At 70.7% G+C, this 22,593-nt stretch carries 25 protein-coding genes and 1 tRNA gene; 15 read left to right on the forward strand and 11 right to left on the reverse strand.

Features of this window, described 5'->3' with window-relative positions:
• Positions 1-46 precede the first annotated feature (46 nt).
• A complete protein-coding gene (locus tag ACFU97_RS05790; RefSeq protein WP_384251379.1) occupies positions 47-718 on the reverse strand; it encodes a DUF461 domain-containing protein in 672 nt (223 codons plus the stop codon).
• Positions 719-1,309: 591 nt separating this feature from the next.
• Between ACFU97_RS05790 and ACFU97_RS05795 the strand changes: the two genes are divergently transcribed.
• The 6 genes from ACFU97_RS05795 to ACFU97_RS05820 all read left to right on the forward strand — a co-directional run bounded on the left by ACFU97_RS05795 (position 1,310) and on the right by ACFU97_RS05820 (position 7,606).
• A complete protein-coding gene (locus tag ACFU97_RS05795) occupies positions 1,310-1,792 on the forward strand; it encodes a CarD family transcriptional regulator (RefSeq protein ID WP_003953493.1) in 483 nt (160 codons plus the stop codon).
• A 271-nt stretch (positions 1,793-2,063) separates the two neighbouring features.
• The gene (ispD, locus tag ACFU97_RS05800; RefSeq protein WP_384251382.1) at positions 2,064-2,816 is read left to right on the forward strand and encodes a 2-C-methyl-D-erythritol 4-phosphate cytidylyltransferase; all 753 of its coding nucleotides are present in this window, start codon (positions 2,064-2,066) and stop codon (positions 2,814-2,816) included.
• Positions 2,806-3,324, forward strand: coding sequence for a 2-C-methyl-D-erythritol 2,4-cyclodiphosphate synthase (gene ispF, locus ACFU97_RS05805; RefSeq protein WP_384251385.1), 519 nt, complete (start codon positions 2,806-2,808; stop codon positions 3,322-3,324). Before ispD ends, ispF begins: the two co-directional genes overlap by 11 nt.
• Positions 3,325-3,411: 87 nt before the next feature.
• Entirely contained in the window at positions 3,412-4,809 is a 1,398-nt protein-coding gene (gene cysS / locus ACFU97_RS05810) for a cysteine--tRNA ligase (protein WP_384251388.1), read from the forward strand.
• Positions 4,810-4,909: 100 nt separating this feature from the next.
• Positions 4,910-5,851, forward strand: coding sequence for a 23S rRNA (guanosine(2251)-2'-O)-methyltransferase RlmB (gene rlmB, locus ACFU97_RS05815; protein WP_384251390.1), 942 nt, complete (start codon positions 4,910-4,912; stop codon positions 5,849-5,851).
• A 120-nt stretch (positions 5,852-5,971) separates the two neighbouring features.
• Complete coding sequence (locus ACFU97_RS05820; RefSeq protein WP_384251393.1) at positions 5,972-7,606, forward strand: DoxX family membrane protein; 1,635 nt, start codon at positions 5,972-5,974, stop codon at positions 7,604-7,606.
• Positions 7,607-7,786: 180 nt separating this feature from the next.
• On the opposite strand, the gene ACFU97_RS05825 is transcribed toward ACFU97_RS05820, so the two are convergent.
• From ACFU97_RS05825 to ACFU97_RS05835, 3 genes are all read right to left on the reverse strand, one after another.
• Positions 7,787-8,518 (reverse strand): NDP-sugar synthase, encoded by a 732-nt coding sequence (locus tag ACFU97_RS05825; protein WP_384251396.1) that lies wholly within the window; start codon positions 8,516-8,518, stop codon positions 7,787-7,789.
• 103 nt (positions 8,519-8,621) lie between these two features.
• A complete protein-coding gene (locus ACFU97_RS05830) occupies positions 8,622-9,077 on the reverse strand; it encodes a hypothetical protein (RefSeq protein ID WP_384251399.1) in 456 nt (151 codons plus the stop codon).
• 235 nt (positions 9,078-9,312) lie between these two features.
• Positions 9,313-10,446, reverse strand: a complete 1,134-nt coding sequence (locus ACFU97_RS05835; protein WP_384251402.1) for an ABC transporter ATP-binding protein — start codon at positions 10,444-10,446, stop codon at positions 9,313-9,315.
• Between the two features lie 217 nt (positions 10,447-10,663).
• On the opposite strand from ACFU97_RS05835, the gene ACFU97_RS05840 reads away from it, so the two are divergent.
• A tRNA-Thr gene (locus ACFU97_RS05840) sits at positions 10,664-10,737 on the forward strand.
• A gap of 53 nt (positions 10,738-10,790) precedes the next feature.
• Here ACFU97_RS05840 and ACFU97_RS05845 read toward each other — a convergent pair.
• Entirely contained in the window at positions 10,791-12,218 is a 1,428-nt protein-coding gene (locus ACFU97_RS05845) for a condensation domain-containing protein (RefSeq protein ID WP_384251405.1), read from the reverse strand.
• A 304-nt stretch (positions 12,219-12,522) separates the two neighbouring features.
• On the opposite strand from ACFU97_RS05845, the gene ACFU97_RS05850 reads away from it, so the two are divergent.
• The 4 genes from ACFU97_RS05850 to ACFU97_RS05865 all read left to right on the forward strand — a co-directional run bounded on the left by ACFU97_RS05850 (position 12,523) and on the right by ACFU97_RS05865 (position 14,377).
• Entirely contained in the window at positions 12,523-12,783 is a 261-nt protein-coding gene (locus ACFU97_RS05850) for a hypothetical protein (RefSeq protein ID WP_384251407.1), read from the forward strand.
• Between the two features lie 175 nt (positions 12,784-12,958).
• Complete coding sequence (locus ACFU97_RS05855) at positions 12,959-13,324, forward strand: hypothetical protein (protein ID WP_384251410.1); 366 nt, start codon at positions 12,959-12,961, stop codon at positions 13,322-13,324.
• Between the two features lie 208 nt (positions 13,325-13,532).
• Positions 13,533-13,901 (forward strand): hypothetical protein, encoded by a 369-nt coding sequence (locus ACFU97_RS05860; protein ID WP_384251412.1) that lies wholly within the window; start codon positions 13,533-13,535, stop codon positions 13,899-13,901.
• Between the two features lie 98 nt (positions 13,902-13,999).
• Positions 14,000-14,377: a hypothetical protein gene (locus ACFU97_RS05865; RefSeq protein ID WP_384251415.1), complete on the forward strand. Its 378-nt coding sequence runs from the start codon at positions 14,000-14,002 to the stop codon at positions 14,375-14,377.
• A gap of 119 nt (positions 14,378-14,496) precedes the next feature.
• Here ACFU97_RS05865 and ACFU97_RS05870 read toward each other — a convergent pair whose 3' ends face one another.
• The 3 genes from ACFU97_RS05870 to ACFU97_RS05880 all read right to left on the reverse strand — a co-directional run bounded on the left by ACFU97_RS05870 (position 14,497) and on the right by ACFU97_RS05880 (position 15,955).
• Entirely contained in the window at positions 14,497-14,805 is a 309-nt protein-coding gene (locus ACFU97_RS05870) for a hypothetical protein (RefSeq protein WP_384251418.1), read from the reverse strand.
• 237 nt (positions 14,806-15,042) lie between these two features.
• On the reverse strand, positions 15,043-15,336 hold the full coding sequence (locus ACFU97_RS05875; protein ID WP_384251421.1) for a hypothetical protein: 294 nt from the start codon (positions 15,334-15,336) through the stop codon (positions 15,043-15,045).
• Positions 15,337-15,484: 148 nt separating this feature from the next.
• Positions 15,485-15,955: a hypothetical protein gene (locus ACFU97_RS05880; RefSeq protein ID WP_384251424.1), complete on the reverse strand. Its 471-nt coding sequence runs from the start codon at positions 15,953-15,955 to the stop codon at positions 15,485-15,487.
• 348 nt (positions 15,956-16,303) lie between these two features.
• Between ACFU97_RS05880 and ACFU97_RS05885 the strand changes: the two genes are divergently transcribed.
• A complete protein-coding gene (locus ACFU97_RS05885; RefSeq protein ID WP_384251427.1) occupies positions 16,304-17,068 on the forward strand; it encodes a hypothetical protein in 765 nt (254 codons plus the stop codon).
• 72 nt (positions 17,069-17,140) lie between these two features.
• Complete coding sequence (locus tag ACFU97_RS05890) at positions 17,141-17,428, forward strand: hypothetical protein (RefSeq protein WP_384251430.1); 288 nt, start codon at positions 17,141-17,143, stop codon at positions 17,426-17,428.
• A 69-nt stretch (positions 17,429-17,497) separates the two neighbouring features.
• Here ACFU97_RS05890 and ACFU97_RS05895 read toward each other — a convergent pair whose 3' ends face one another.
• Positions 17,498-18,001: a GNAT family N-acetyltransferase gene (locus ACFU97_RS05895; RefSeq protein ID WP_384251433.1), complete on the reverse strand. Its 504-nt coding sequence runs from the start codon at positions 17,999-18,001 to the stop codon at positions 17,498-17,500.
• Positions 18,002-18,011: 10 nt separating this feature from the next.
• On the reverse strand, positions 18,012-18,935 hold the full coding sequence (locus ACFU97_RS05900; RefSeq protein WP_384251436.1) for an aminoglycoside phosphotransferase family protein: 924 nt from the start codon (positions 18,933-18,935) through the stop codon (positions 18,012-18,014).
• Here ACFU97_RS05900 and ACFU97_RS05905 point away from each other — a divergent pair.
• Both ACFU97_RS05905 and ACFU97_RS05910 read left to right on the forward strand, forming a co-directional pair.
• A complete protein-coding gene (locus ACFU97_RS05905) occupies positions 18,934-19,590 on the forward strand; it encodes a rhomboid-like protein (protein ID WP_384251438.1) in 657 nt (218 codons plus the stop codon). The two genes, ACFU97_RS05900 and ACFU97_RS05905, sit on opposite strands and share 2 nt — an antisense overlap.
• Before the next feature lie 10 nt (positions 19,591-19,600).
• Positions 19,601-21,007, forward strand: a complete 1,407-nt coding sequence (locus ACFU97_RS05910) for an NAD(P)/FAD-dependent oxidoreductase (protein WP_384251441.1) — start codon at positions 19,601-19,603, stop codon at positions 21,005-21,007.
• A gap of 83 nt (positions 21,008-21,090) precedes the next feature.
• On the opposite strand, the gene ACFU97_RS05915 is transcribed toward ACFU97_RS05910, so the two are convergent.
• A complete protein-coding gene (locus ACFU97_RS05915) occupies positions 21,091-22,587 on the reverse strand; it encodes an MFS transporter (RefSeq protein ID WP_384251443.1) in 1,497 nt (498 codons plus the stop codon).
• Positions 22,588-22,593: the final 6 nt, after the last annotated feature.

Consider the following 22,593-nt stretch of genomic DNA (forward strand, 5'->3'; position numbering starts at 1 on the left):
GCGCCCGCCGCATCGTCCTACGACGACACGGCCGCCCCGCGATGCGCTACTGGCCGGAGGGCGTCGCGCTCGCGGAGGCCGCGTCCGTCGGGGTGGCCGAGGAGTTCGGGGTGTTCGCGGCGGAGCCCGCCGTGCCGGTCGGGGTGGGGGAGCCCGTCGCGGTCTTGCCCGGCTTGGCGGTGGGGGTGGCGGGAGCCGACGGGATCTCGCTCGGTCCCCACTTCTCGAAGTAGCTCTTGGCCGGCACCACGAAGGCCTGCAGGCTCACGTCGCCGGTCTTGCTGAACGTGAAGGTGACCTTGCGGACGCTGCCGTCCTGGACCGCCTCGCGCCCGTTGGGCAGGACGGCGCTGGCGTTGCCCTTGCCGCCGATCACCACGGAGCCGTGCGCCGGGACGACGAGCTTGCCGCCGCCCTTGGCCGGCTTGACCTGGGCGGTCGCGTTGACGTTCGGCAGGGCGATCGAGTCCACGGTCTGCGCGGTGTCGCCGTTGTTGAAGAGGGTCGCCGAGACCACGGCCGGGCCGGTCGCGTTGATGTCGGGCTGGGTGACGATCAGCGCGTTCTGCACCTTGATGTCACCGACCTTCACGGCCGCGTTGTCCGGCTTGACCTCCAGGGTCTGGGCGTCACTGCCGGCACCGCACGCGGCGAGCGAGGCGATCGAGAACGCGATGGCGGCGGCGGCGAGAGCGCCGCGTCGAAGGCTGCTGCTCACGGCGGCGGCAACTCCTTGACTCGAGCGTGGCGACCGGTGAAGCCGCCCCAAGTGTCTGTCAGTGGCCCTTAGGCTACCGAGCCGTTCCCGGCTCACCGCACCCGACCCTCCCTCGGGGCGCCGGGATCGCTCACGCGGGCGCGGCGCACTCACCCGTCCGCCATTCACATAAGCCGCTTCGGCATACCGCGCACGCCGGGGGCGCGAAATTTCTCCGCGGGAATGCGCGATCATCCCGGAATTGATCACGCCGGGAACAACAGGTGACGTCGACGGGGTCCCGTGATCAATTCCGGAATCGGCGCGGAAGCGACTCCCGGCACCGAACGGAGTAGCGGAAGTCGCACATCTGGAACCAGACATATGCGGACGTTCGTCCCCTTGGAAGGGCCTCCGGATGTGTGTAACGTACGCGTTTCTCCTCCCCCGGAGAGCACCTCCGACCTGCGAATACCTTCTTCCGCCGACCCCGCGAAGCACGTTCCTGTTGCTGTTGTCAAGCCCCGAGATATGCCCTGACCTGCGAAAACGCCATTCAGAACCCGCCGTTTCCGTGTTACCCTGGATAGCCACGGAAGGGGTACCTGTCACATGACGTTCAAGGTTGGCGACACCGTGGTCTATCCCCATCACGGGGCCGCGCTGATCGAGGCCATCGAAACTCGCCAGATCAAAGGCGTGGACAAGACCTACTTGGTGCTGAAGGTCGCCCAGGGTGACCTGACGGTACGTGTGCCAGCGGACAATGCGGAGTTCGTCGGCGTACGTGATGTGGTCGGTCAGGACGGGCTGGACCGGGTCTTCGAGGTGCTGCGCGCGCCGTACGCCGAGGAGCCCACGAACTGGTCGCGTCGATACAAGGCAAACCTGGAGAAGCTCGCCTCGGGCGATGTCATCAAGGTCGCGGAAGTGGTGCGTGACCTGTGGCGTCGTGAGCGCGAGCGCGGACTGTCCGCCGGTGAGAAGCGGATGCTCGCCAAGGCCCGCCAGATCCTGGTGAGCGAACTCGCCCTCGCGGAGAACACGAACGAGGACAAGGCCGAGGCCCTGCTCGACGAGGTTCTCGCGTCCTGAACCTGATGCAGGCGCAAGCCCGCTTCAGCACTCAGTACATCGAAATGCCGCGGTGCCCGATGACGTATTTTTGTCGCCGGGCGCTGCGGCATGTTCGCACTCGGACGCCGTGCCTACAGCTACGTTCGGAACAGGGCGGTGCCCTTTACTGGCGTGCCGGGCCCGGGCTGCAGGCTGACCAGGGTCACGGAAGGGTCCGGTCAAGGCGTCGCGCCCGGCACTTCCCAGGCCATACCCACGCCTGGACGGCACACAAACCTGACAGGAACCGATGTCTGACGATTCGCGCCCTTCGCCCGCGGGAGCCCGCACGGCAGCCGTGATTCCGGCCGCCGGACGAGGCGTACGCCTCGGCCCGGGCGCCCCCAAGGCGCTCCGCGCGCTGGGCGGCACCCCCATGCTCATTCACGCGGTGCGCGCGATGGCCGCGTCCCGCGCCGTCTCCCTGGTCGTCGTCGTGGCGCCGCCCGAGGGAGCCGCCGAGGTCAAGTCGCTCCTCGACGCACACGCGCTGCCCGACCGGACCGACTTCCTCGTCGTCCCCGGCGGCGAGAGCCGCCAGGAATCCGTGAAGCTCGGCCTCGACGCGCTGCCGCCCGACTACGACATCGTGCTGGTGCACGACGCCGCGCGGCCCCTGGTGCCGGTGGACACGGTCGACGGCGTGATCGAGGCGGTCCGGGCGGGAGCGCCGGCCGTCGTGCCCGCGCTGCCGCTCGCCGACACGGTGAAGGAGGTCGAGCCGACGGCGGTCCCGGGCGCCCCCGAGCCGGTGGTGGCCACCCCGGTGCGGGCCCGGCTGCGTGCCGTGCAGACGCCCCAGGGCTTCGACCGGGCCACGCTGGTCCGCGCCCATGACGAGGTCACCGAGGACGTCACCGACGACGCGAGCATGGTCGAGAGGCTCGGCAGCACGGTCCTGCTCGTACCCGGGCACGAGGAGGCCTTCAAGGTCACGCGCCCGCTGGACCTGGTCCTGGCCGAGGCGGTCCTGGCCCGCAGGAGGCTGAACGATGGGTTCTGAAGCGCCCGGTTCCCGGCCACCGGCGGACGTGCCGCTGCCCCAGGTCGGCATCGGCACCGACATCCACGCCTTCGAGGAGGGCCGCGAGCTGTGGTGCGCTGGCCTGAAGTGGGAGGGCGAGGGGACGGGGCTGGCCGGCCACTCCGACGCGGACGTCGTCGCGCACGCCGCGTGCAACGCGCTGTTCTCGGCCGCCGGGCTCGGCGACCTGGGGCAGCACTTCGGCACCGGGCGCCCCGAGTGGTCCGGCGCCTCCGGCGTCACGCTGCTCACCGAGGCCGCCCGGATCGTGCGCGAGGCCGGCTTCCGGATCGGCAACGTCGCCGTGCAGGTCGTAGGCCCGCGCCCGAAGATCGGCAAGCGCCGGGACGAGGCGCAGAAGCTGCTGTCCGAGGCGGCCGGGGCGCCGGTCTCCGTCTCCGGCGCCACGACGGACGGGCTGGGGTTCCCCGGCCGGGAGGAAGGCCTGATGGCGGTGGCCACGGCGCTGGTCGTGCGCGTGGGCTGAGCGACCGGCCCGCCGTGCCCGTACCTGACAACGGCCAAACCGGCGGAAGGCGCAACGCACTACCCCGCGCCCACTACCCTTGGACACGTGACTATTCGCCTGTACGACACCAGCGCCCGGCAGATCCGTGACTTCACCCCGCTCAAGCCGGGTTGCGTCTCGATCTACCTGTGTGGTGCCACCGTGCAGGCGGCCCCGCACATCGGACACGTCCGCTCCGGGCTCAACTTCGACATCATGCGCCGCTGGTTCGCCTACCGCGGCTACGACGTGACGTTCATCAGGAACGTCACGGACATCGACGACAAGATCATCGCCAAGGCGGCCGAGCAGAACCGCCCCTGGTGGTCGATCGGTTACGACAACGAGCGCGCCTTCGACGAGGGCTACACCGCGCTCGGCTGCCTCCCGCCGACGTACGAGCCGCGGGCCACCGGCCACGTGACCGAGATGGTCGAGATGATGCAGGGCCTGATCGAGCGCGGCCACGCCTACGAGGCGGAGGGCAACGTCTACTTCGACGTGCGCTCCTTCCCGGGCTACCTGGAGCTGTCGCGCCAGGAGCTCGACAACCTCCAGCAGCCGGCCGGCGCCGGCGAGTCCGGCAAGCGCGACCCGCGCGACTTCGCCATGTGGAAGGCCGCCAAGCCCGGCGAGCCGACCTGGGCGACCCCGTGGGGCCGCGGCCGTCCGGGCTGGCACCTGGAGTGCTCGGCGATGGCGCACAAGTACCTCGGCACCGCCTTCGACATCCACGGCGGCGGCCTGGACCTGATCTTCCCGCACCACGAGAACGAGATCGCCCAGGCCAAGGCCTACGGCGACGAGTTCGCCAAGTACTGGGTGCACAACGCCTGGGTCACCATGGCCGGCGACAAGATGTCCAAGTCGCTGGGCAACAGCGTCCTGGTCAGCGAGATGGTCAAGCAGTGGCGCCCGATCGTGCTGCGCTACTACCTCGGCACCCCGCACTACCGCTCGATGATCGAGTACAGCGAGGAGTCGCTGCGCGAGGCCGAGTCGGCGTTCGCGCGCATCGAGGGCTTCGTGCAGCGCGTGGTGGAGAAGGCCGGCGTCGTCGAGCCGTCCCCCGAGGTGCCGCTCGCCTTCGCCGAGGCGATGGACGACGACCTGGGCGTGCCCCAGGCCCTCGCGATCGTGCACGGCACGGTCCGGCAGGGCAACTCCGCCCTCGCGGCCGACGACAAGGAAGCCGCCGTGGCCCGCCTCGCCGAGGTGCGCGCCATGCTCGGCGTCCTCGGACTCGACCCGCTGGACCCGCACTGGGCCGGCGAGGCCGACCGCGGCGAGGATCTGCACGGCGTCGTCGACAGCCTCGTACGCCTGGTCCTGGACCAGCGCGAGGCGGCCCGCGGCCGCAAGGACTGGGCGACCGCGGACGCCATCCGCGACCAGCTCAACCAGTCGGGTCTCACCATCGAGGACAGCCCGCAGGGTCCGCGCTGGAGCCTCGGCCCGCGCTGAGCCCCGGCCGCCGAGCAGAAGATCGATTGTGCCGCCCGGCCTTCCGGGCGGCACACTTCATAGACGTACGCACACCCGCTTCACGACAGACAGGTAGGTCATGGCCACCAACAACCGCCGCATGTCCGGCAAGAAGGGCGCGCAGGTCGGCAGTGGCGGCCAGCGGCGCAAGGGCCTGGAGGGCAAGGGCCCGACCCCGCCCGCCGAGATGCGCAAGGGCCACAAGAAGAACCGCGTCGCCAACGCCAAGGCGAAGCAGACCGCCCGGCGTCCCGCACCGCGCGGCCGCGGCGGCCGGTCCTCCTCCGAACTGGTCGTCGGCCGCAACCCGGTCGTCGAGGCGCTGCGCGAGGGCGTGCCCGCCTCGACGCTCTACGTCCAGCAGTTCATCGACAACGACGAGCGGGTGCGCGAGGCGCTGCAGCTCGCGGCGGACCGCGGCGGCATCAACCTCATGGAGGCGCCCCGCCCCGAGCTCGACCGCATGACCAACGGCCTCAACCACCAGGGGCTCGTGCTCCAGGTCCCGCCGTACGAGTACGCCCACCCCGAGGACCTGGCGAACGCGGCCTACGACGAGGGCGCCGACCCGCTGATCGTCGCCCTCGACGGCGTGACCGACCCGCGCAATCTCGGCGCCGTCGTCCGCTCCGTCTCCGCCTTCGGCGGCCACGGCGTGGTCGTGCCCGAGCGGCGCGCGGCCGGCATGACCGCCGGCGCCTGGAAGACGTCCGCCGGCACCGCCGCCCGTACGCCCGTCGCCCGCGCCACCAACCTGACGCGCGCGCTGGAGGCGTACAAGAAGCAGGGCATCGTGGTCGTCGGCCTCGCCGCCGACGGGGAGGCCGAGATCGGCGACCTGGAAGCGCTGGGCGGTCCGGTCGTCATCGTCGTCGGCAGCGAGGGCAAGGGCCTGTCCCGTCTCGTCGGCGAGACCTGCGACTTCCGCGTCCGCATCCCGATGCCGGGCGGCGCGGAATCGCTCAACGCCGGTGTGGCCGCGGGCATCGTCCTGTACGAAGCAGCACGCCGGCGCGACTGAACACGCGTCCGCACCCTCACCCGTGCGGGTCGATCTGGGCGTCAGGGCACAAGATTGACGCGGTCCGGACACATCCGGCACGAGTCAAAGCAGTGTCCTAAACGACCGTCACTCGGTTAGATGAGTGTGGACACCAGAACACCCCGCACGCCCTCGGGGGACGGCCCGTCGGGATTCGATGACGCTCCCGCGCTGACAATGGTGAAGGTGCCGAGCGATCCGGCGCAGGTGATCGTCAACCATGCGAGCTTCCGCGTGATGCTGGGCGCCTCGACGCGCGCCCAGTCGCCGCGTATCGCACGGCACTTGAGCGCCACCCAGCAAGGCGCCCGCCAGCCGGTCGTCGGCACCTCGGTGGGCAGAGCGGGGGCCGCCGCGGGCGCCCGGCGCCGGCCCGTCGTGTGGAGCGGCAGGTCCGCCCCCGACGACACCGGCGCGCACCGCCTGCTCCAGGCCGTACGCGGCGGCAGCGTCCGGCACGGCGAGGAGCCGTCCGCCGACGCGGGCGCCACCCAGGTCATCCCGCGCGTCGGCGCCGGCGGCTACGACGAGGTCTACGACGAGCTCGACGCCACGGTGGAGACGCCGGTCGTCGGCGCCCAGCGCAGGCACCGGGACGACGACCCCAGCGGCACCCGCCTGCTGCCCGCGATGCGCACCGTCGGCAGCGCCTACGACGAGGAACAGGCCTACCGCGCCGAGGACTTCGACGACTCCGGCGAGGCCGACGGCACCGACCAGCCGGCCAGACGCCACGGCGACGACCCGGCCCGGCACGCCTACTACCCCGGCCGCCGGATGAACCTCGGCGTCGTCCTGCTCCCGCTGCGCATCTTCCTCGGCTTCATCTCCATCTACGCCGGCATGGGAAAGCTGTGCGACCCCGTCTACTTCGACGGCGGCAAGCGCGGCTCCATGGTCAAGTGGCTCAACACCCTGCATCCGTGGGAAGTCGCCGAGCCGCTGCGCCAGTTCGCCCTGCACCACCCCGTGGGCTCGGGCCTGGTCATCGCCTTCGCGCAGGTCGTCGTCGGCGTCCTGACGGTCCTGGGCTGCTGGCAGCGCGTGGCCGCCGTCTTCGGCGCCCTGCTCTCCGCCGCGCTGATCGTCACGGTCAGCTGGAAGACCGTCCCCGCCTACGACGCCCCCGACATCATCTACCTCGCCGCCTGGTCCCCGCTGATCATCGCCGGCGCCCCGGTCTACTCCATCGACGGCCGCCTCGCGGGCAACGCCTGGCGGCGCCTCGGCCCGGGCTCCGACATCTGGGAGCTGCGCCGCTACGTCCTGCGCCGCGGCGCCCTCGTCACGGCGGTCGTGACCGGCATCACGCTGCTCGTCGGCTCGCTCCTCGGCGGCGCGGTCCGCGACGCCGACCGTGTGACCGTCCCGGGACCCGGCGAGGCCCCGCGCAACGAGCTGCCGGGCTCCCCGCTCCCGCACACGCCGGGTGCGCGGCACAGCCACTCGCCGTCGGCCTCGAACTCGCCCACCCAGGGCGCCACGGCCGGCTCCACCCCGTCGGGCGCGGCGGCCACGCCGGGCGCCACGGCGACCGGCGGCAGGCCCAGCCAGAGCCAGAGCACGGCCGGCCAGGCCCCGCCGCAGCAGTCCTCGCCGAGCGGCGGCGCTCCCAGCACCAGCGCCGGACCCACCTCCGGCGGCGGTGCGGGCGGCAACGGCTCGACCGGCGGCACCGGCTCCGGAGGCTCCTCCTCCGGCGAGCCGGGCCTGGTGGGCGGCCTGTTGGGGTAGCCGAGCCGGTGGGCGGCATCCTGGGCACCCCCACCGGCTGACTCACCGGGTCCATACGAAGGGGCCCCGCACACGAAGTGCGGGGCCCCTTTCGAGCGCCCCCTCAGGGGCGCGGGGAACTGCACGACCAGCCGCACACGACCCGCGGCCGAAGAACGACCGCCCCCCGACGGCGCGACGTCACCGCCCCAGAGCGGCAAGCTCCTTCGCCGCCTCCGTCAGATCCTTCGCCGTGTCGATGGCCCGCCAGTACGCGCCCTGCGGGATCGGGAAGCCGGCCAGCCGGAGCTCGCGCGCCAGATGCGGGAAGGTCGTCCGCTCGTGATCGCCCCGCTCCGGGAGCAGCCCGGAGAACTCGGGGGAGAAGACGTAGACACCGGCGTTGATCTCGAACGTCGACGGCGGTGCCTCGATGAAGTCGGTGATGTGCCCGAAGCCGTCCGTCTGCACGGCTCCCCAGGGCAGGCGCGGGCGGGCCAGGGCGAGCGTGGCGACCGCGTCGCGCTCGGTGTGGAAGTCCGCCATGTCGCGCAGCGAGAAGCGGGTCCAGATGTCGCCGTTGGTGGCGTACCAGGGCCGGTCCGGGTGCGGAAGGTGGGCGGCGGCGTACTTCAGGCCGCCACCGCGCCCGAGGGGCTCCTTCTCCACGACCGTCGTCACCCTCACCGGCAGGTCGGTGGCGTCCAGCCAGTCCTGCAGCACCTCGGCGAGATGGCCGCAGCTGATCACCACGTCGGTCACGCCCTCGTCGGCCAGCCAGGCAAGCTGATGGCCGATGATCGGAGTCCCGGTGCCGGGTATCTCGACCATCGGCTTGGGCCGGTCGTCGGTGTAGGGGCGCAGCCGGGAGCCCTGGCCACCGGCCAGGACGACGGCTTGAACGGGGCGGGAGGCGGCGTTCGGATCGGTCATGACCGAACTGTACGGCGCGTCCCGCCCGGGTCCGGAGCCGGAAGCCCTTCCTTAATCAGCCGTTACCCTCCTCCGAACCGGCCGCGGGGGAGGAGGGCCGGGTTCACAGGTGCGCGGCCGCGACGCCGGAGGCGAACGAGGTGTCGCAGACGGGGCGGGCGTAGGACTGGGCGCGGGCGGGGCCGTAGACGCGGACCGCGGCGCGGCCCACGGCGCGGGCGATGGACGCGCAGTGCCGGGCGAGCGACGGGCGCTCCGCCACGGCCTGCTGGAGGTGCGTGAGCACCACGCCCGGATCGTCGTCCTGGAGCTCGGCCAGGAGCTTGTCGCGCAGCACGTCCTGGGGGGCGCGGTGGGCCGCCTTGGCGTCCTTGGTGATGTCGGTCGCGTCCGAGGCGGTGAGGACCGAGGTGGACTGGCTTCCCGTCCAGTTGACTCGGGTGACCGCGAGGGTCCCGGAAAGCACCAGGACGACGGGCAGGACGAGGGCGAGCGTGCGGCCGATACGGCGGGCGGGGCCCCGGCCGCATCGCGTCTGTCGGTTAGTGGAGTGCTTCACGCGAGTGAGAGTAGCGCCAGGTGATGATTTGGCGACATTTAGTCACCGTTTCGGGGGATGAAGAACCGCCCCGCACGGGGTACGGGGTTGACGCACGCTGCTCGAAATGACCGGTCTGCCGGGGTATTTGTCGACAAGAAAGAGGGCCCCGCAGGCGTTTGCGGGGCCCTCTTCGTCAACCTGGGTGAATTTTCCGGGATGGGCGGTTCGGCGGTTGCCGTCCCGCCCCGCCGCCTCAGTCGGAGAGGCGCTCGCCGGTGGAGGTCGAGAACACGTGGGTCTCGCCCGGACGCGGCACGACGTGCAGCGTGGCGCCCTTCTCCGGCACCCGGCGGCCCTCGACGCGGACGACGAGGTCCTTGCTCTCGCCACCGACCTGGGCGGCGCCGTACACGTAGCCGTCGGCGCCGAGCTCCTCGACGACGTTGACGGAGACCGCGAGACCGGCCGGGGCGTCCTCGGTGTCCTTCGACAGGGAGGCGGCGGCGCCGTTCTCCTCGACGATGTCGAAGTGCTCGGGGCGGACGCCGACGGTGACCGTGCGGTCGCCCTTGTCGGCGGCGGCCTTCAGGGCGTCGCGGTTGACCGGGACGACGCTGTTGCCGAACTTCACGCCGCCGTCGGTGATCGGCACCTCGACCAGGTTCATGGCGGGGGAGCCGATGAAGCCGGCGACGAAGAGGTTGGCCGGGCGGTCGTACATGTTGCGCGGCGAGTCGACCTGCTGGAGCAGACCGTCCTTGAGCACGGCCACGCGGTCGCCCATCGTCATGGCCTCGACCTGGTCGTGGGTGACGTAGACGGTGGTGATGCCGAGACGGCGCTGCAGCGAGGCGATCTGCGTACGGGTGGAGACGCGGAGCTTGGCGTCCAGGTTGGACAGCGGCTCGTCCATGAGGAAGACCTGCGGCTCACGCACGATGGCGCGGCCCATCGCGACACGCTGGCGCTGACCACCGGACAGGGCCTTCGGCTTGCGGTCCAGGTACTCGGTCAGGTCGAGGATCTTCGCGGCCTCTTCGACCTTCTTGCGGATGTCCGCCTTGTTGACGCCGGCGATCTTGAGCGCGAAGCCCATGTTGTCGGCGACGGTCATGTGCGGGTACAGCGCGTAGTTCTGGAACACCATGGCGATGTCCCGGTCCTTCGGCGGCAGGTGGGTGACGTCGCGGTCACCGATGCGGATGGCGCCGGCGTTGACGTCCTCGAGCCCCGCGAGCATCCGGAGCGAGGTGGACTTGCCACAGCCGGACGGACCGACGAGGACGAGGAACTCGCCGTCCCCGACCTCGATCTCCAGACCGTCTACGGCGGGCTTCTCGGTGCCCGGGTAGATCCGGGTCGCCTTGTCGAACGAAACAGTGGCCATGGTGAATGGGCCCCCTTCTACCGGCAGGAACGTGCCGGACGATCCGTTGTAGGAAGGTGGTGGTGTAGTCCACGAGGGTGAACTGGCACAGGACGGTACCTGGCGTTCGCCTGATCTGTCAGTACCTGCGGGGCAGTGAACTTCGCGGAAATTTTCGACAGGGGGCCTGTGGGACCTGGGTACACTGCACGGGCACGTACGCGGAGCGGACGTGCAGGCCTCCTTAGCTCAGCTGGTCAGAGCGCCGCTCTTGTAAAGCGAAGGTCGTCGGTTCGAATCCGACAGGGGGCTCGGCAGACGGCAGGCTCGCCCCCGCACGGGAGCGAGCCTGCCGTGCGTCGCGGTCATCCCGCGAGATCCTGCGGCGCCAGCTCGCCGGCCCGCTGCTCGCGGGCCACGGTGACGATGACGTCCCGCAGCCGCTCGACGTACAGCCGCATGTTCTTGTACGCGGCGTCGGTGTCGGGGTAGCGGCAGGTGAACCAGAGACCTTCGTGGAGCCGGTTCAGCCAGACGCACACCTGGTCGCCGTACGACACCCGGACCAGCCCGTAGGCCGTCAGCTCGGCCCAGCGCTCCGAACCGGGGATGCCCCGGGCGTCGACGTACGACACGATCGAGTACAGGTCGGGCGAGGTCGGGCGGAAGTCCGCGCCGAGCAGGCGCAGCACCCGGGCCAGCGGCATGCGCGCCAGCGACCGGTTGGACTGCAGCTCGGTGCGCACCGTCTTGAGGGCGGTGAGGAAGTCGGGCGCCTCGTCGACGGCGACCTCGATGGGCGCTCCGCCGACGTACCAGCCCACGGAGTTGCTCCACTTGGACTTCACCCGCGTGTGGAACGGCACGACGGCGCGGTAGACGGGCTGGCCGCCGATCTCGTGGACGATGAGGCTCGTGGCGGCCAGGATGCCGACGAGGCTGCCGCCGAAGGGCCGGCAGTACGCCTCGAAGGCCGCGGCGGCGTCCGCGTCGACGAGCATCTCCCGCATGAGCTTCTGCGTGGGCAGCGTGCCGCCGGGCTCAAGTCCCAGGTCCACGGGGAAGTTGGGGAGTTTGCCGTCGCACCGCTGGATGAACTCCCGCCAGCGGCTGACGATCACGTGGGTGCCGTCGATGCGGTCCGCGTCCGCGCGCTCGATCTCGCAGAAGTCGACGTAGCTGCCGACCGGCGCCGCCCCCTCGACGGGGCGGCCCTCCAGGGCGGCCGCGTAGAGCTCGTGGATCTCGGCGGGGATGCGCTGGATGGAGTAGGCGTCGACATTGCTGTGGTCGAAGCCAATGTACACGCTGGTGCAGTCGTCCCTGATCACCGCCGCGTAGAGGAAGTTGGGCCAGCTCAGCGCATTGGCGCCGTCGTCGAAGCGGTCCTGGAGGTGCTGGACGAGACGGTCCGCGTCGGTGAAGTCGCCGACCTCCTCGCGGTGCAGCGAGACGGCTTCGCGGTCGAGGGTGAAGCGGTGCATCTCGTCGCCCTCCCAGCGGAAGCCGCTGCGCAGCGTCTCGTGCCGCAGCGTCCAGCCGCGCAGCGCCTCCTCGAGCGCGTCGAGGTCGACCCGGCCCGGGATGTCGAAGGCGGTGCCGAGCCAGGTCGGCACGAACAGGCCGTCCTCGCGCACGGACCGCGCGGTCCTGATGTGTCCCTCCTGGACGTACGCCGGCGGCCGGGGGTCGGCCGGAAGGTCCGCCGCCGCGGCGACTGTCGCCGGACTGAGCGCCCACTCGACGAGCCGTCCGGGCCGGACCTCGCAACGCTGGATGTCGGTCATTCGCACGGGCGTCTCCGTTCGCAGTTGGAGCCCGAATGGGGCGGACCCGATCAAGGGAATGCCGCGACCGTGAAAGGAGATGCCCGGAACATGATGTGTTCCCACTTTTGAGTGGATTGAGTGATCGGCGGTTGTGAGCCAATCGGTCTGCCGGGCATCCCGCGGCGCCAATCAAGGCGCATATCCCCGGCCCTCGTTCGGACACGGGCATTTCGGCGGTGCGGGAATAGCCTTTTGTAACTGATAGTGTTCGTCCAGTCACAGTAGGCAATCAGCCTCGACTTACAGGCAATCAAGGACCGAGGGTTCCATGCGCAAGCTTCAGAAGGCCATGATCGCAGCGGCAGTGGCGGCCGGCGGGCTGTCCGCAATCGGTGCCGGCGCCGGTACGGCCTCCGCCCACGGCTACGGCTACGACGACGCGCCGAAGGCTGCGGCCGAGCACTACCGCCCCTACCAGGAGTGCAGCCCGCAGACGGCGGCCGAGGGCGACCTTCCGATCAGCGTGCTGGGTCTGTCCGAGACCTTCGACACCACCTGCGGCCAGTTCAACAACGCCTTCACCGGCTGACGACGACCGCCAGGTCCTGCGCGACGCTTTCCGCGGGCCCCTCGGGGTCACCCCCCGAAGGGGCCCGCCCGTGTGTGGCGGCCCGGCGTGCGAGGCCGCTCAACCCCAGGTCAGCCCTTCACTTCGCCAGCGAATCGGCCCCCAACGGGCGTCCCTCACAAAGGAAACGGATCACATGTTCAGTAGGAAGAAGATCGCGGCCGTCTCGGGGCTCATCTGCGGCCTCGCTGTGACCGGTCTCGGCGTCACCCAGGCGCATGCCGCCGCGGGTCCGGGTACCTGCAGTGTCGACCTCCAGGGCAACGTCACCTGCGTGCAGAAGATCACCGGTCAGATGGCCGAGGGGGAGCGGTTCGCCATCCCCAGGTCGACGACGTGCGAGCCGATCCAGCCGATGAAGCTGCCGGTCATTCCCCTGGTGAACAACGGGTCCACGCGGATCGGTCCCGAGGTGACCTGTATTCCGGACAATGTTCCGGCGCCCGCCACGAACGACAAGAGTGACGACGGTTTCGAATTGCCCGGTGGCCTGCTGGGCTGATCCCCTTTTCGTGTGACGGACGGCCGGTATTCGGGGTGACCCGGACCGGCCGTTCTGCATGGTGATAAATGAAAAAAATGTTTATCGCCATAAACCGACACGGCATAGCGAAGGCCCCAAAGATCCCAAATGACTACGTTTCGTCTGTATATGCTCACATTAAGTAGTCAAACCAGGGCTTCACGCCCAGTCAGGGAAGGGTCTCACTATGCGCAAGTTTCAGCGGGCCGCGGTCGTAGTCGCAGCGGTCGCGGGGCTGTCCGCCCTCGGCGCCGGCGCCAGCTTCGCCGACGGCTTCGGCGGGGTCACCGCGGTGGCCTCCTCGCAGGCCAACGCCGTGGCCACCAGCGGTGCCCCGTACGGCTCGCAGGCCGCCCCGCAGGCCGCTCCGCAGGCCGCTCCGTACTTCGCGCCGACCAACGGTTTCAACTACGCGCCGCAGATGGGCTACTTCGCCGCTCCGCAGGTGGCCCCGCAGGCGGCTCCCCAGGTGGCCCCGCAGGCCGCCCCGCAGATGGCCCCGCAGGCGGCACCGCAGGCCGGCTACGGCTACGCGGCCCCGTACGGCGGTCAGTAAGGCAGCGCCGCACACCCTCACACACCACCGGCAGCCCGGACGCGCAAAATCCCCTCGGGGAGCGCGGCCGGGCTGCGGCGATTGCAAAGGAAGACACCATGCTCAGTCGAAGGACCATCGCCACCGTCTCGGGGCTCCTGGGAAGCCTCGCCGTGATCTACGTCGGCGGCGCGCAGGCGCATGCCGACCAGCCGCCCGGCGACTGCAGGACCAGCGCCGAGGGGGAGACGACCTGCGTGCACAAGAGCGAGGTCGTCCGCAAGGGCAAGCACGGCACGTTCATCGTCAAGCAGGACCAGGCATGCTCCACCGCGGCCAGGCCGCGGCTGGTGCTGCCCGACGAGGAGACGATGAGCGCGGGGACCACGGAGGTCGGCCCGAAGGTGGACTGCTCCAACACCGCGCCCCTGCCCAAGGGTCTCAAGCGCGTCCACGTCGACCGCCCGCACATCGTGCGTCCGCACATCGAGTTCTGACGCACCGTCGACAATGCCGGATCGGGGACGATTCCCGATCCGGCATTTCGGTGTCCTGGAGACGGCAAAGCCTCGGTGCCCCGGCCGAACGGCCGGGGCACCGAGGAAGGTTGTCGGCCTTACTTGCCGACGCTGTTGTTGCAGCCCATGCTCGAGCCCAGCGAGGTCTGCTGCGCTCCGGCGTTGCCCTCGCCGTTGAGCAGGTTGCCGCCCAGGCCGTTGAGGATGCCGACCTGGCCGAGGACGTCGACGTTGGCGTCGTGCGACCGGCAGGTGGTGCTCTGCAGGACGCTGAAGCTGGAAGAGCCGCGGTGCCCGTCTTCGCCCGAACCCCAGCCGCCCTGATCGGCGTGGGCGGCGCCGGCACCCAGGAGTCCGACGCTGCTGATGGCAGCGACCAGGACGGCAGCCTTGCGAAGCTTGTGCATGTCATCTCCGATGGAGTGAAGTGGTTGCGATCCGTGACAGATCGACTTCGTGCAGTTACGGAGGCTAATACGAAATATCCGGGCAAAACCGTGCGGCGCGCCGAATGGAAGGAAGGCTCACCGCCTTGGTCGATGGCGGCGGGCAACCGGCGTGCAAACAAGGGGTCCCGGCTCCGAGTCGACCTCGGTGCCGGGACCTGATTCCCGTTCACGGCCGCGTGCGGCCGCCCACGTGAATTAGAAGGCGCTGTTGTTGCAGCCCATGGTCGAGCCGATGTGCGTGTCCTGCGCGCCCGGGTTGCCCTCGCCGTTGAGCGCGTTGCCCAGCAGGCCGTTGAGCAGGCCGACCTGGCCGAGGACGTCCAGGTTCAGGTCGTGCGACTTGCAGTTGGAGCTCTGCAGGACGCTGGTGCGCTGGTCGCCGCCCTGGCCGCCGTGGCCACCCTCTCCGGCCTGGGCGGTGCCGGCGCCGACGAGCCCGACGGTGCTGATGGCGGCGACCAGGACGGCAGCCTTGCGAAGCTTGTGCATGTCATCTCCGGTGGAGTGAAGTGAATGCGATCCGTGGTGGATCGACTTCGTACAGTCACGGAGATTAATAGGAAATATGAGCAAACCGGGCAACGACGCGCCGTGTTTTGTGATCTTGCCGTTGAAGCACCGCCGGGGCGCGGCGGAGCTAGTGGGACTTGGCGAGGGCGTTCGCCTGGCTGTTGCCCTGACCGCAGCTGACGCCCTTGGTCTCGGCGGCGGCGAGCAGCGCGACGGGGAGGTTCGCGTTGAGCAGGTTCTGCGGGCTGCACTCCTGGTAGGGGCGGAAGAGGTTGTTCTGCTCCACCGGGCCGGCCGGAGCCTGGGCCGCCGGCTGCGGGGTGAGCTGGGGGCTGAGCTTCGGGTTCACCTGCGGGTTGAGCTGCGGGCTGACGTCGGCGCCACCCGTCGGGGCGGCCAGGCGTTGCGGCGCGGGCGAACCGGTGGTGTGCGCGGTGGCCTGCGAACTGGTCCACGACGCGGCCTGACTGCCCTGCTGCGGGGCGGGCGGCGGAGCGGTGTACCCGGCGGGGGCGTCGGCGAAGCTGGGGGCGACGCCGATGGCGGACAGGCCCCCGGCGGCTGCTGCGACGAGCGCGACGTGCTGGAACTTGCGCATGGAACCCTCGGCCCTTCATTGACCTGTGCATGGAACGTGCGGAAATGCTGGATGGACCATTGCTCTGGTCCTGTGGCAACGACATAACTCCGGCCTCCGTCACGGGAGTCGGGGAGTGGTCACCCATTTGCCGAGGACGGTGAATTGTCGGTCCGGTAATCCGATCAATGCCAAACGGGTGACGGGGTTTTCGACCCCGTGACCGGGTCGGCGGAAAGGTCGTTGCCAGCGGGGAGAGGGCAGTTGGGCGTCTACCGGAGAGGGACATCGGTTCCGCTGTCGGCTCCGGCGCGACTGCACTTAATACAACGGATTTCCCTGCACTGGTATTGAAGGGCCGAGGGTTCCATGCGAAAGCTTCACAAGGCCGCACTCGTCGTAGCGGCGGCCGGCGGTCTGTCCGCCATCGGCGCCGGCGTCAGCCAGGCCGACACTATGGGCGGGTACTACCCCGGTTCCGCCCCTGCGCCGGCTCCCTACTATCCGGCACCCCAGGCCGCCCCGGCGCCCGCTCCCCAGTACTACGCGCCGCAGGCGCCCCAGTACCAGGCGCCGCCTCCGCAGTACTACGCGCCGCAGGCGCCGGCTCCGCAGTACTACCCGGCTCCCCAGCAGAGTGCCCCGCAGGCCACGGCCGCGACGTCCGCCGCCGGCAGCGCGCAGGCCGGTCCGCAGTACGCGCAGCCGGCGTCGATGCAGTACGCCCCGCCGGCCCCGCCGCAGGTGGGCCAGGCCTCCGCGTTCGCCTCGTCCGGCGGTGCCGCGCAGGCCGGTCAGCCGTCGTACAGCGCGCCGCAGCAGGCCGCCCCGCAGCCCGCGCCGCAGCAGGCCGCTCCCCAGCAGCAGGCGCCGCAGGTCGTGCCGCAGGTCGCCCCGCAGACCTCGCCGCAGGTCGTGCCGAAGGTCGCCCCCCAGGTCGAGATGCCGCAGGTCTTCAACCCCGAGCCGGCGCCGCACGTCGCGCCCCAGGTGAACCCGCAGGTGAACCCCGAGGTGAACCCGCTCATCAACCCGCTGATCTCGCCGGCCAGCGCGCCGCAGGTGCCCGGGCTCGGACTCGGCCAGGTCGCCGCGCCGCCGGTGGGCCAGCTGGGTCTGCCGCGTCTCGGCTGACGGCTTCCCGCAGGTTTTCACCGTTCCACTCGATCTGCTGCAGATCACTTCCGCTCGATCAATGGAGAAGAAATGCGCAAGCTTCAGAAGGCGGCTCTCGTGGGGGCCGCCGTCCTCGGCAGCCTCGGTTCCCTCGGTGCCGGTCCCGCCTTCGCTCATGGTGAGGCGGGGGCGCACGACGGCGGCTTCGACATCTCCCAGGGCATCGAGTGCCGCTCGCACGACATGAACATCGACGTTCTCGGCAGCGTCGGCGCCCTGAACGGCGTGCTGGGCAACGCGCTCAACGGCGAGGGCAACCCGGGTGCGCAGGACCACCACCTCGGCTCCGACATGGGCTGCAACAGCAAGGCCCTCTGAGCGGCCGCCTCAGCTGCTTCTCCGCACGACCCTCCCCGGCTCCCCCGCAAGGGGGTGCAAATGCCCAGGTCAGGAGCAATCCTGCCTGGGCTTTCGCACGCCCTCGCCGAGCGCCGCGAGCGCGTCGTCCGTCAGGCGGTACACCGTCCACTCGTCCTGCGGGCGGGCGCCGAGGGACTCGTAGAAGGCGATGCTCGGGGCGTTCCAGTCCAGGACGGACCATTCGAGGCGTTCGTAGCCGCGGGTGACGCAGATGCGGGCCAGTTCGGTGAGGAGGGCCTTGCCGTGGCCGGCGCCGCGGGCGGTGGGGCGGACGTAGAGGTCCTCGAGGTAGATGCCGTGGACGCCGCGCCAGGTGGAGAAGTTCAGGAACCACAGCGCGAAGCCGACCGGGTCGCCGGTGGTGTCGTCGGCCGCGATGTGCGCGAAGGCGGCGGGGCGTTCACCGAACAGCGCCTCGTGGAGCTGGGCCTCGGTGGCCCTCGCCTCGTGCGGGAGCTTCTCGTACTCGGCCAGTTCGCGGATCAGGGCGTGGATGACGGGGATGTCGGCGGGGGTCGCTGTGCGGATCATGCCGCCGAGGCTAGCTGGCGTGGCCGCGCAGGCGGCGGGCGATCTCGAGTTGGCGGGAGTCCGGGGTGCGGCCGTCCTCGATGTCCCAGAGGGTGTTCTGGAGGAGGCGGCCGAGGGTCCAGGCGTACGCGCGGGCGCGGTCCAGGCCGAGGACGTCCGTCATGGCGTCGAAGCGCCAGCGGACCTCGCCCGCCTCGAAGCGGTTGCGGAGCGCCGGCCACAGCTCGAAGCCCGGGTCGCCGGCCAGCGGCTTGGGGTCGATGGCGAGCCAGGGGGCGCGGCCGGAGGAGAGGACGTTCTCGTCGTGCAGGTCCCAGTGCAGCAGGCGGTCGCCGGGCTCGTCCGCGACCTCGCGTACGGCGGCGGCGCAGTCCGCGACCAGGCGCCGGGTCGCGGTGTCCGGGATGCTCTCCAGCGCCCGCGGGGTCCGTTCCAGCATGGTGCGCGCGATGTCGCCGAGGCGCCGCATCCCCGGCGGGGCCGCGGCAGCGGTGAGGCGGGCGAGCAGGCCCGCGATGACCAGCACCGCCTCGCGCGTGCCGGGGAGCTGCGAGAGCATGCGGGTGTGGTCGAGTCGTTCCAGGAGCATGGTGTGGGTCGTGCTGTCGTGGTCGAGCAGGCGGACCGCGCAGTCGCCGTCCCACCGGCGCAGGGCGACGGGCTCGCCCGCGCTTTCCTCGTCCCGCAGCTGAAGCTTCAGCGCCGCCGGGGTGCCGTCGGCGCGGACCACCGGCAGGACGAGGGCGGTCATGCCGTGCAGGGGGCGGCCGTCCGGCCGCAGGTCCCAGCGCCGCAGGAACTCCGCCGCGAGGGCGGGCAGACCGGCGACGAAGGCGCGGCCCGCCTCACCGTTGTACCTCTCCAGTGCGGCCGCCAGCCCGCTCGGGATGTCGATCACACGGGCGACGATACCGACGTGGGTGAATCGCCTCATGCGCTGTGACCGGGGGCTCGGAGAGAAGGTGTGGGCGTACGTCCGCAGCGCCCCCGGCACGTACATCTGGCTGGCGATCCTGTTCGTCACCACGGTCGCGCTGCACCACATGTCGCCGGAGTTCGAGCAGGACTTCCTGCGGCAGCGGTCCACCAACATCCATGAGCTGTCGAACGATCCCACCCGGGTGCTGGTGCAGAGCGCGATGTGGATCGACGGCGGCGACTGGGTGCCGTACGCCGTCCTCTACACCGTCTTCCACGCACAGGCCGAGCGCTGGCTGGGGACGCTGAGGTGGCTGATGGTGTGCGTGGCCGCGCACGTGCTCGCCACGCTGATCAGCGAGGGGGCGCTGCTGAAGGCCGTGCGGGACGGGATGGCGCCGTACTCGGCGGTCAACACCCTGGACATCGGGGTGAGTTACGCGCTCGCGGGGGTGGTGGCGGTGCTGACGTACCGGATCGCCCTGCCCTGGCGGTATCCGTATCTCGCGGTCGTGCTCGTCGTGTACGGGGGGCCGCTCGCCTCGTCGCCCACTTTCACCGACTTCGGGCACTTCCTCTCCGTGGTGATCGGACTCGCCTGCTATCCGCTGGTCAGAGGGCGCGGAGAAGCATGGAATCCGAAGGAGACATGGGCTGCCCTGAAGGGTTAGCTTTCCGGCCATGAGCAGCTCGGCGAAGAGTGTCGTGAACGGCGGGATCTCCTTCTGGTACGCGGACGACGGGCTCCCGGCGGTGCGGCAGCCGCTCGCCGGTGACGCCGCCGCGGACGTCGTGATCGTGGGCGGCGGGTACACGGGCCTGTGGACCGCGTACTACCTGAAGAAGGCCACGCCCTTCCTCAGGATCACCGTCCTCGAGCAGAAGTTCTGCGGATACGGCGCCTCGGGGCGCAACGGGGGCTGGCTGTACAACGGGATCGCGGGGCGCGACCGGTACGCCAAGCTGCACGGCCACGAGGCCGCCGTACGGCTGCAGCAGGCCATGAACGACACCGTCGACGAGGTCGTCCGGATCGCCGCCGAGGAGGGCATCGAGGCGGACGTCCACAAGGGCGGGGTGCTCGAAGTCGCCACCACACCCGCCCAGTTGGCCCGGCTGAAGGCCTTCCACGAGCACGAGCTCTCGTACGGCGAGAAGGACCGTGAGCTCTACGGCGCGGGGGAGGCGGCCGAGCGGATCCGGGTCGCGGACGCGGTCGGCGCGAGCTGGACCCCGCACGGGGCGCGGCTGCACCCGGTGAAGCTGGTGAAGGGGCTGGCGGCCGCCGTCGAGGCCCTCGGGGTGACCATCCACGAGTCGACGCCGGTGACGGAGATCCGGCCGAAGCACGCGGTGACGCCGTACGGGACGGTGCGGGCGCCCTATGTGCTGCGCTGCACCGAGGGGTTCACCGCCGGTCTCAAGGGGCTCCGGCGCACCTGGCTGCCGATGAACTCCTCGATGATCGCCACCGAGCCGCTCACCGACGAGCAGTGGGAGTCGGTCGGCTGGGAGGGCCGCGAGACGCTGGGCGACATGGCGCACGCCTATATGTACGCGCAGCGCACCGCCGACGGGCGGATCGCGCTCGGCGGGCGCGGGGCGCCGTACCGCTTCGGGTCGCGGACCGACAACGACGGGCGCACGCAGGAGGCGACCGTCGAGGCGCTGCGGGAGATCCTGGTGCGCCTCTTCCCGTCGCTGGCCGGCGTGGGGATCGCGCACGCCTGGTCCGGTGTGCTCGGGGTGCCCCGGGACTGGTGCGCGACGGTGACGCTGGACCGGACGACCGGCCTCGGCTGGGCCGGCGGCTATGTCGGCTCGGGCGTGGCCACGACGAATCTCGCCGCGCGCACGCTCACCGACCTGGTGCAGCTCGACTCGGGGCAGGGCGGGCGCACCGACCTGACCGCGCTGCCGTGGGTCGGGCACAAGGTGCGCAAGTGGGAGCCGGAGCCGCTGCGCTGGCTCGGCGTGCACGGCATGTACGCCACCTACCGGGCGGCGGACCAGCGCGAGCGGCGCACGCACAGCGCAGAGTCGTCGAAGCTGGCGCGATTCGCGGACCGGGTGGCCGGGCGGCACTGAGACCGTGCGGCACTGAGAATGTGCGGTGGAAGGGGAGGGGTCCGCGGTCCGGTGGGCCCCTCCCCGGCCGGTGGTGGTGCCGGTCAGAGCGCCGGCTCGGGCACCGGGTCCTCCGCAGGGGCACCGTGCCGGGGGGCCTTCGCCGTGACCATCAGCCCCGCCACCAGGGCGGCCAGGAGCATGATGCCGGCGGCCCACCAGATGGCGACCGTGTAGCCGTGGACGACGCCCTCCTTGAGGATCAGCGCCTTCTGGGCGGGGTTGTGGAGATGGGCGGTGATGTAGGCCGCGCTGCTGCTGGTGGCGATCGTGTTGAGCAGCGCCGTACCGATCGAACCGCCCACCTGCTGCGAGGTGTTGACGGTCGCAGAGGTCACGCCGGAGTCCTGCGGGGCGACGCCCGCGGTGGCGGTGGCGAAGACCGGCATGAAGGTCAGGCCCATGCCCAGGCCCATCAGGAGCAGCGCGGGCAGGATCTCGGTGGCGTACGACGAGTGGACCGTCATCCGCGTGAACAGGGCCATGCCGCCCGCCGCGAGGATCATGCCCGGGACCATCAGCATCCGCGGCGCCACACGGTTCAGCAGCCGGGCGGAGATCTGGGTCGAGCCGATGATGATCGCGACGGTCAGCGGCAGGAAGGCCAGGCCCGTCTTCACCGGCGAGTACGCGAGGACGACCTGGAGGTAGTAGGTCATGAACAGGAACAGGCCGAACATGCCGATGGTGGCGAGCGCCATGGTCAGGAAGCAGCCGGCGCGGTTGCGGTCCTTGACGATGTGCAGCGGGAGCAGGGGCATGGGGGCCCGGGTCTGCCACCACACGAAGGTCGCGAGGAGTACGACGCCTGCCGCGAACAGGCCGAGCACGAGACCGTCCGTCCAGCCCCGCGACTCGGCCTCGCTGACGCCGTAGACGATCGCGACCAGTCCGCCGCAGCCCAGCACGGCGCCGGGGACGTCGAGGCGGGAACCCGCGTGGCCGGGGCGGTCGTGCAGGAGGGCGAAGGCGCCGAAGACGGCGACGATCGCGATGGGGATGTTGACGTAGAGGCACCAGCGCCAGTTCAGGTACTCCGTCAGCAGGCCGCCGACGATGAAGCCGATCGCCGATCCGCTGCCGGCCAGGGCGCCGTAGATGCCGAACGCCTTGCCGCGCTCCTTGGGGTCGGTGAACGTCGTCGTCAGCAGCGACAGGGCGGAGGGGGCCAGGACGGCGGCGAAGGCGCCCTGGAGGGCGCGGGCGCCGAAGAGCATGCCCGAGGAGGTGGCGGCACCGCCGAGCGCGGAGGCGCCGGCGAAGCCGATCAGGCCGATGACGAACGTCCGCTTGCGGCCCACCAGGTCGGCGATGCGCCCGCCGAGCAGGAGCAGTCCGCCGAAGGCCAGGGTGTACGCGGTGATGACCCACTGCCGGTTGCCGTCGGACATGCCGAGGTCGCGCTGTGCGGAGGGGAGGGCGATGTTCACGATCGTCGCGTCGAGCACGACCATGAGCTGTGCGAGGGCGATGATCACCAGACCCCACCAGCGGCGGGGGTCGGTGTCCGCGGGAGCTTCACCTGTCCGGGTGTCACTCATCCGGTC

The organism is Streptomyces sp. NPDC057616, assembly GCF_042800575.1.
In the GTDB taxonomy this organism is placed as follows: Bacteria; Actinomycetota; Actinomycetes; order Streptomycetales; family Streptomycetaceae; genus Streptomyces.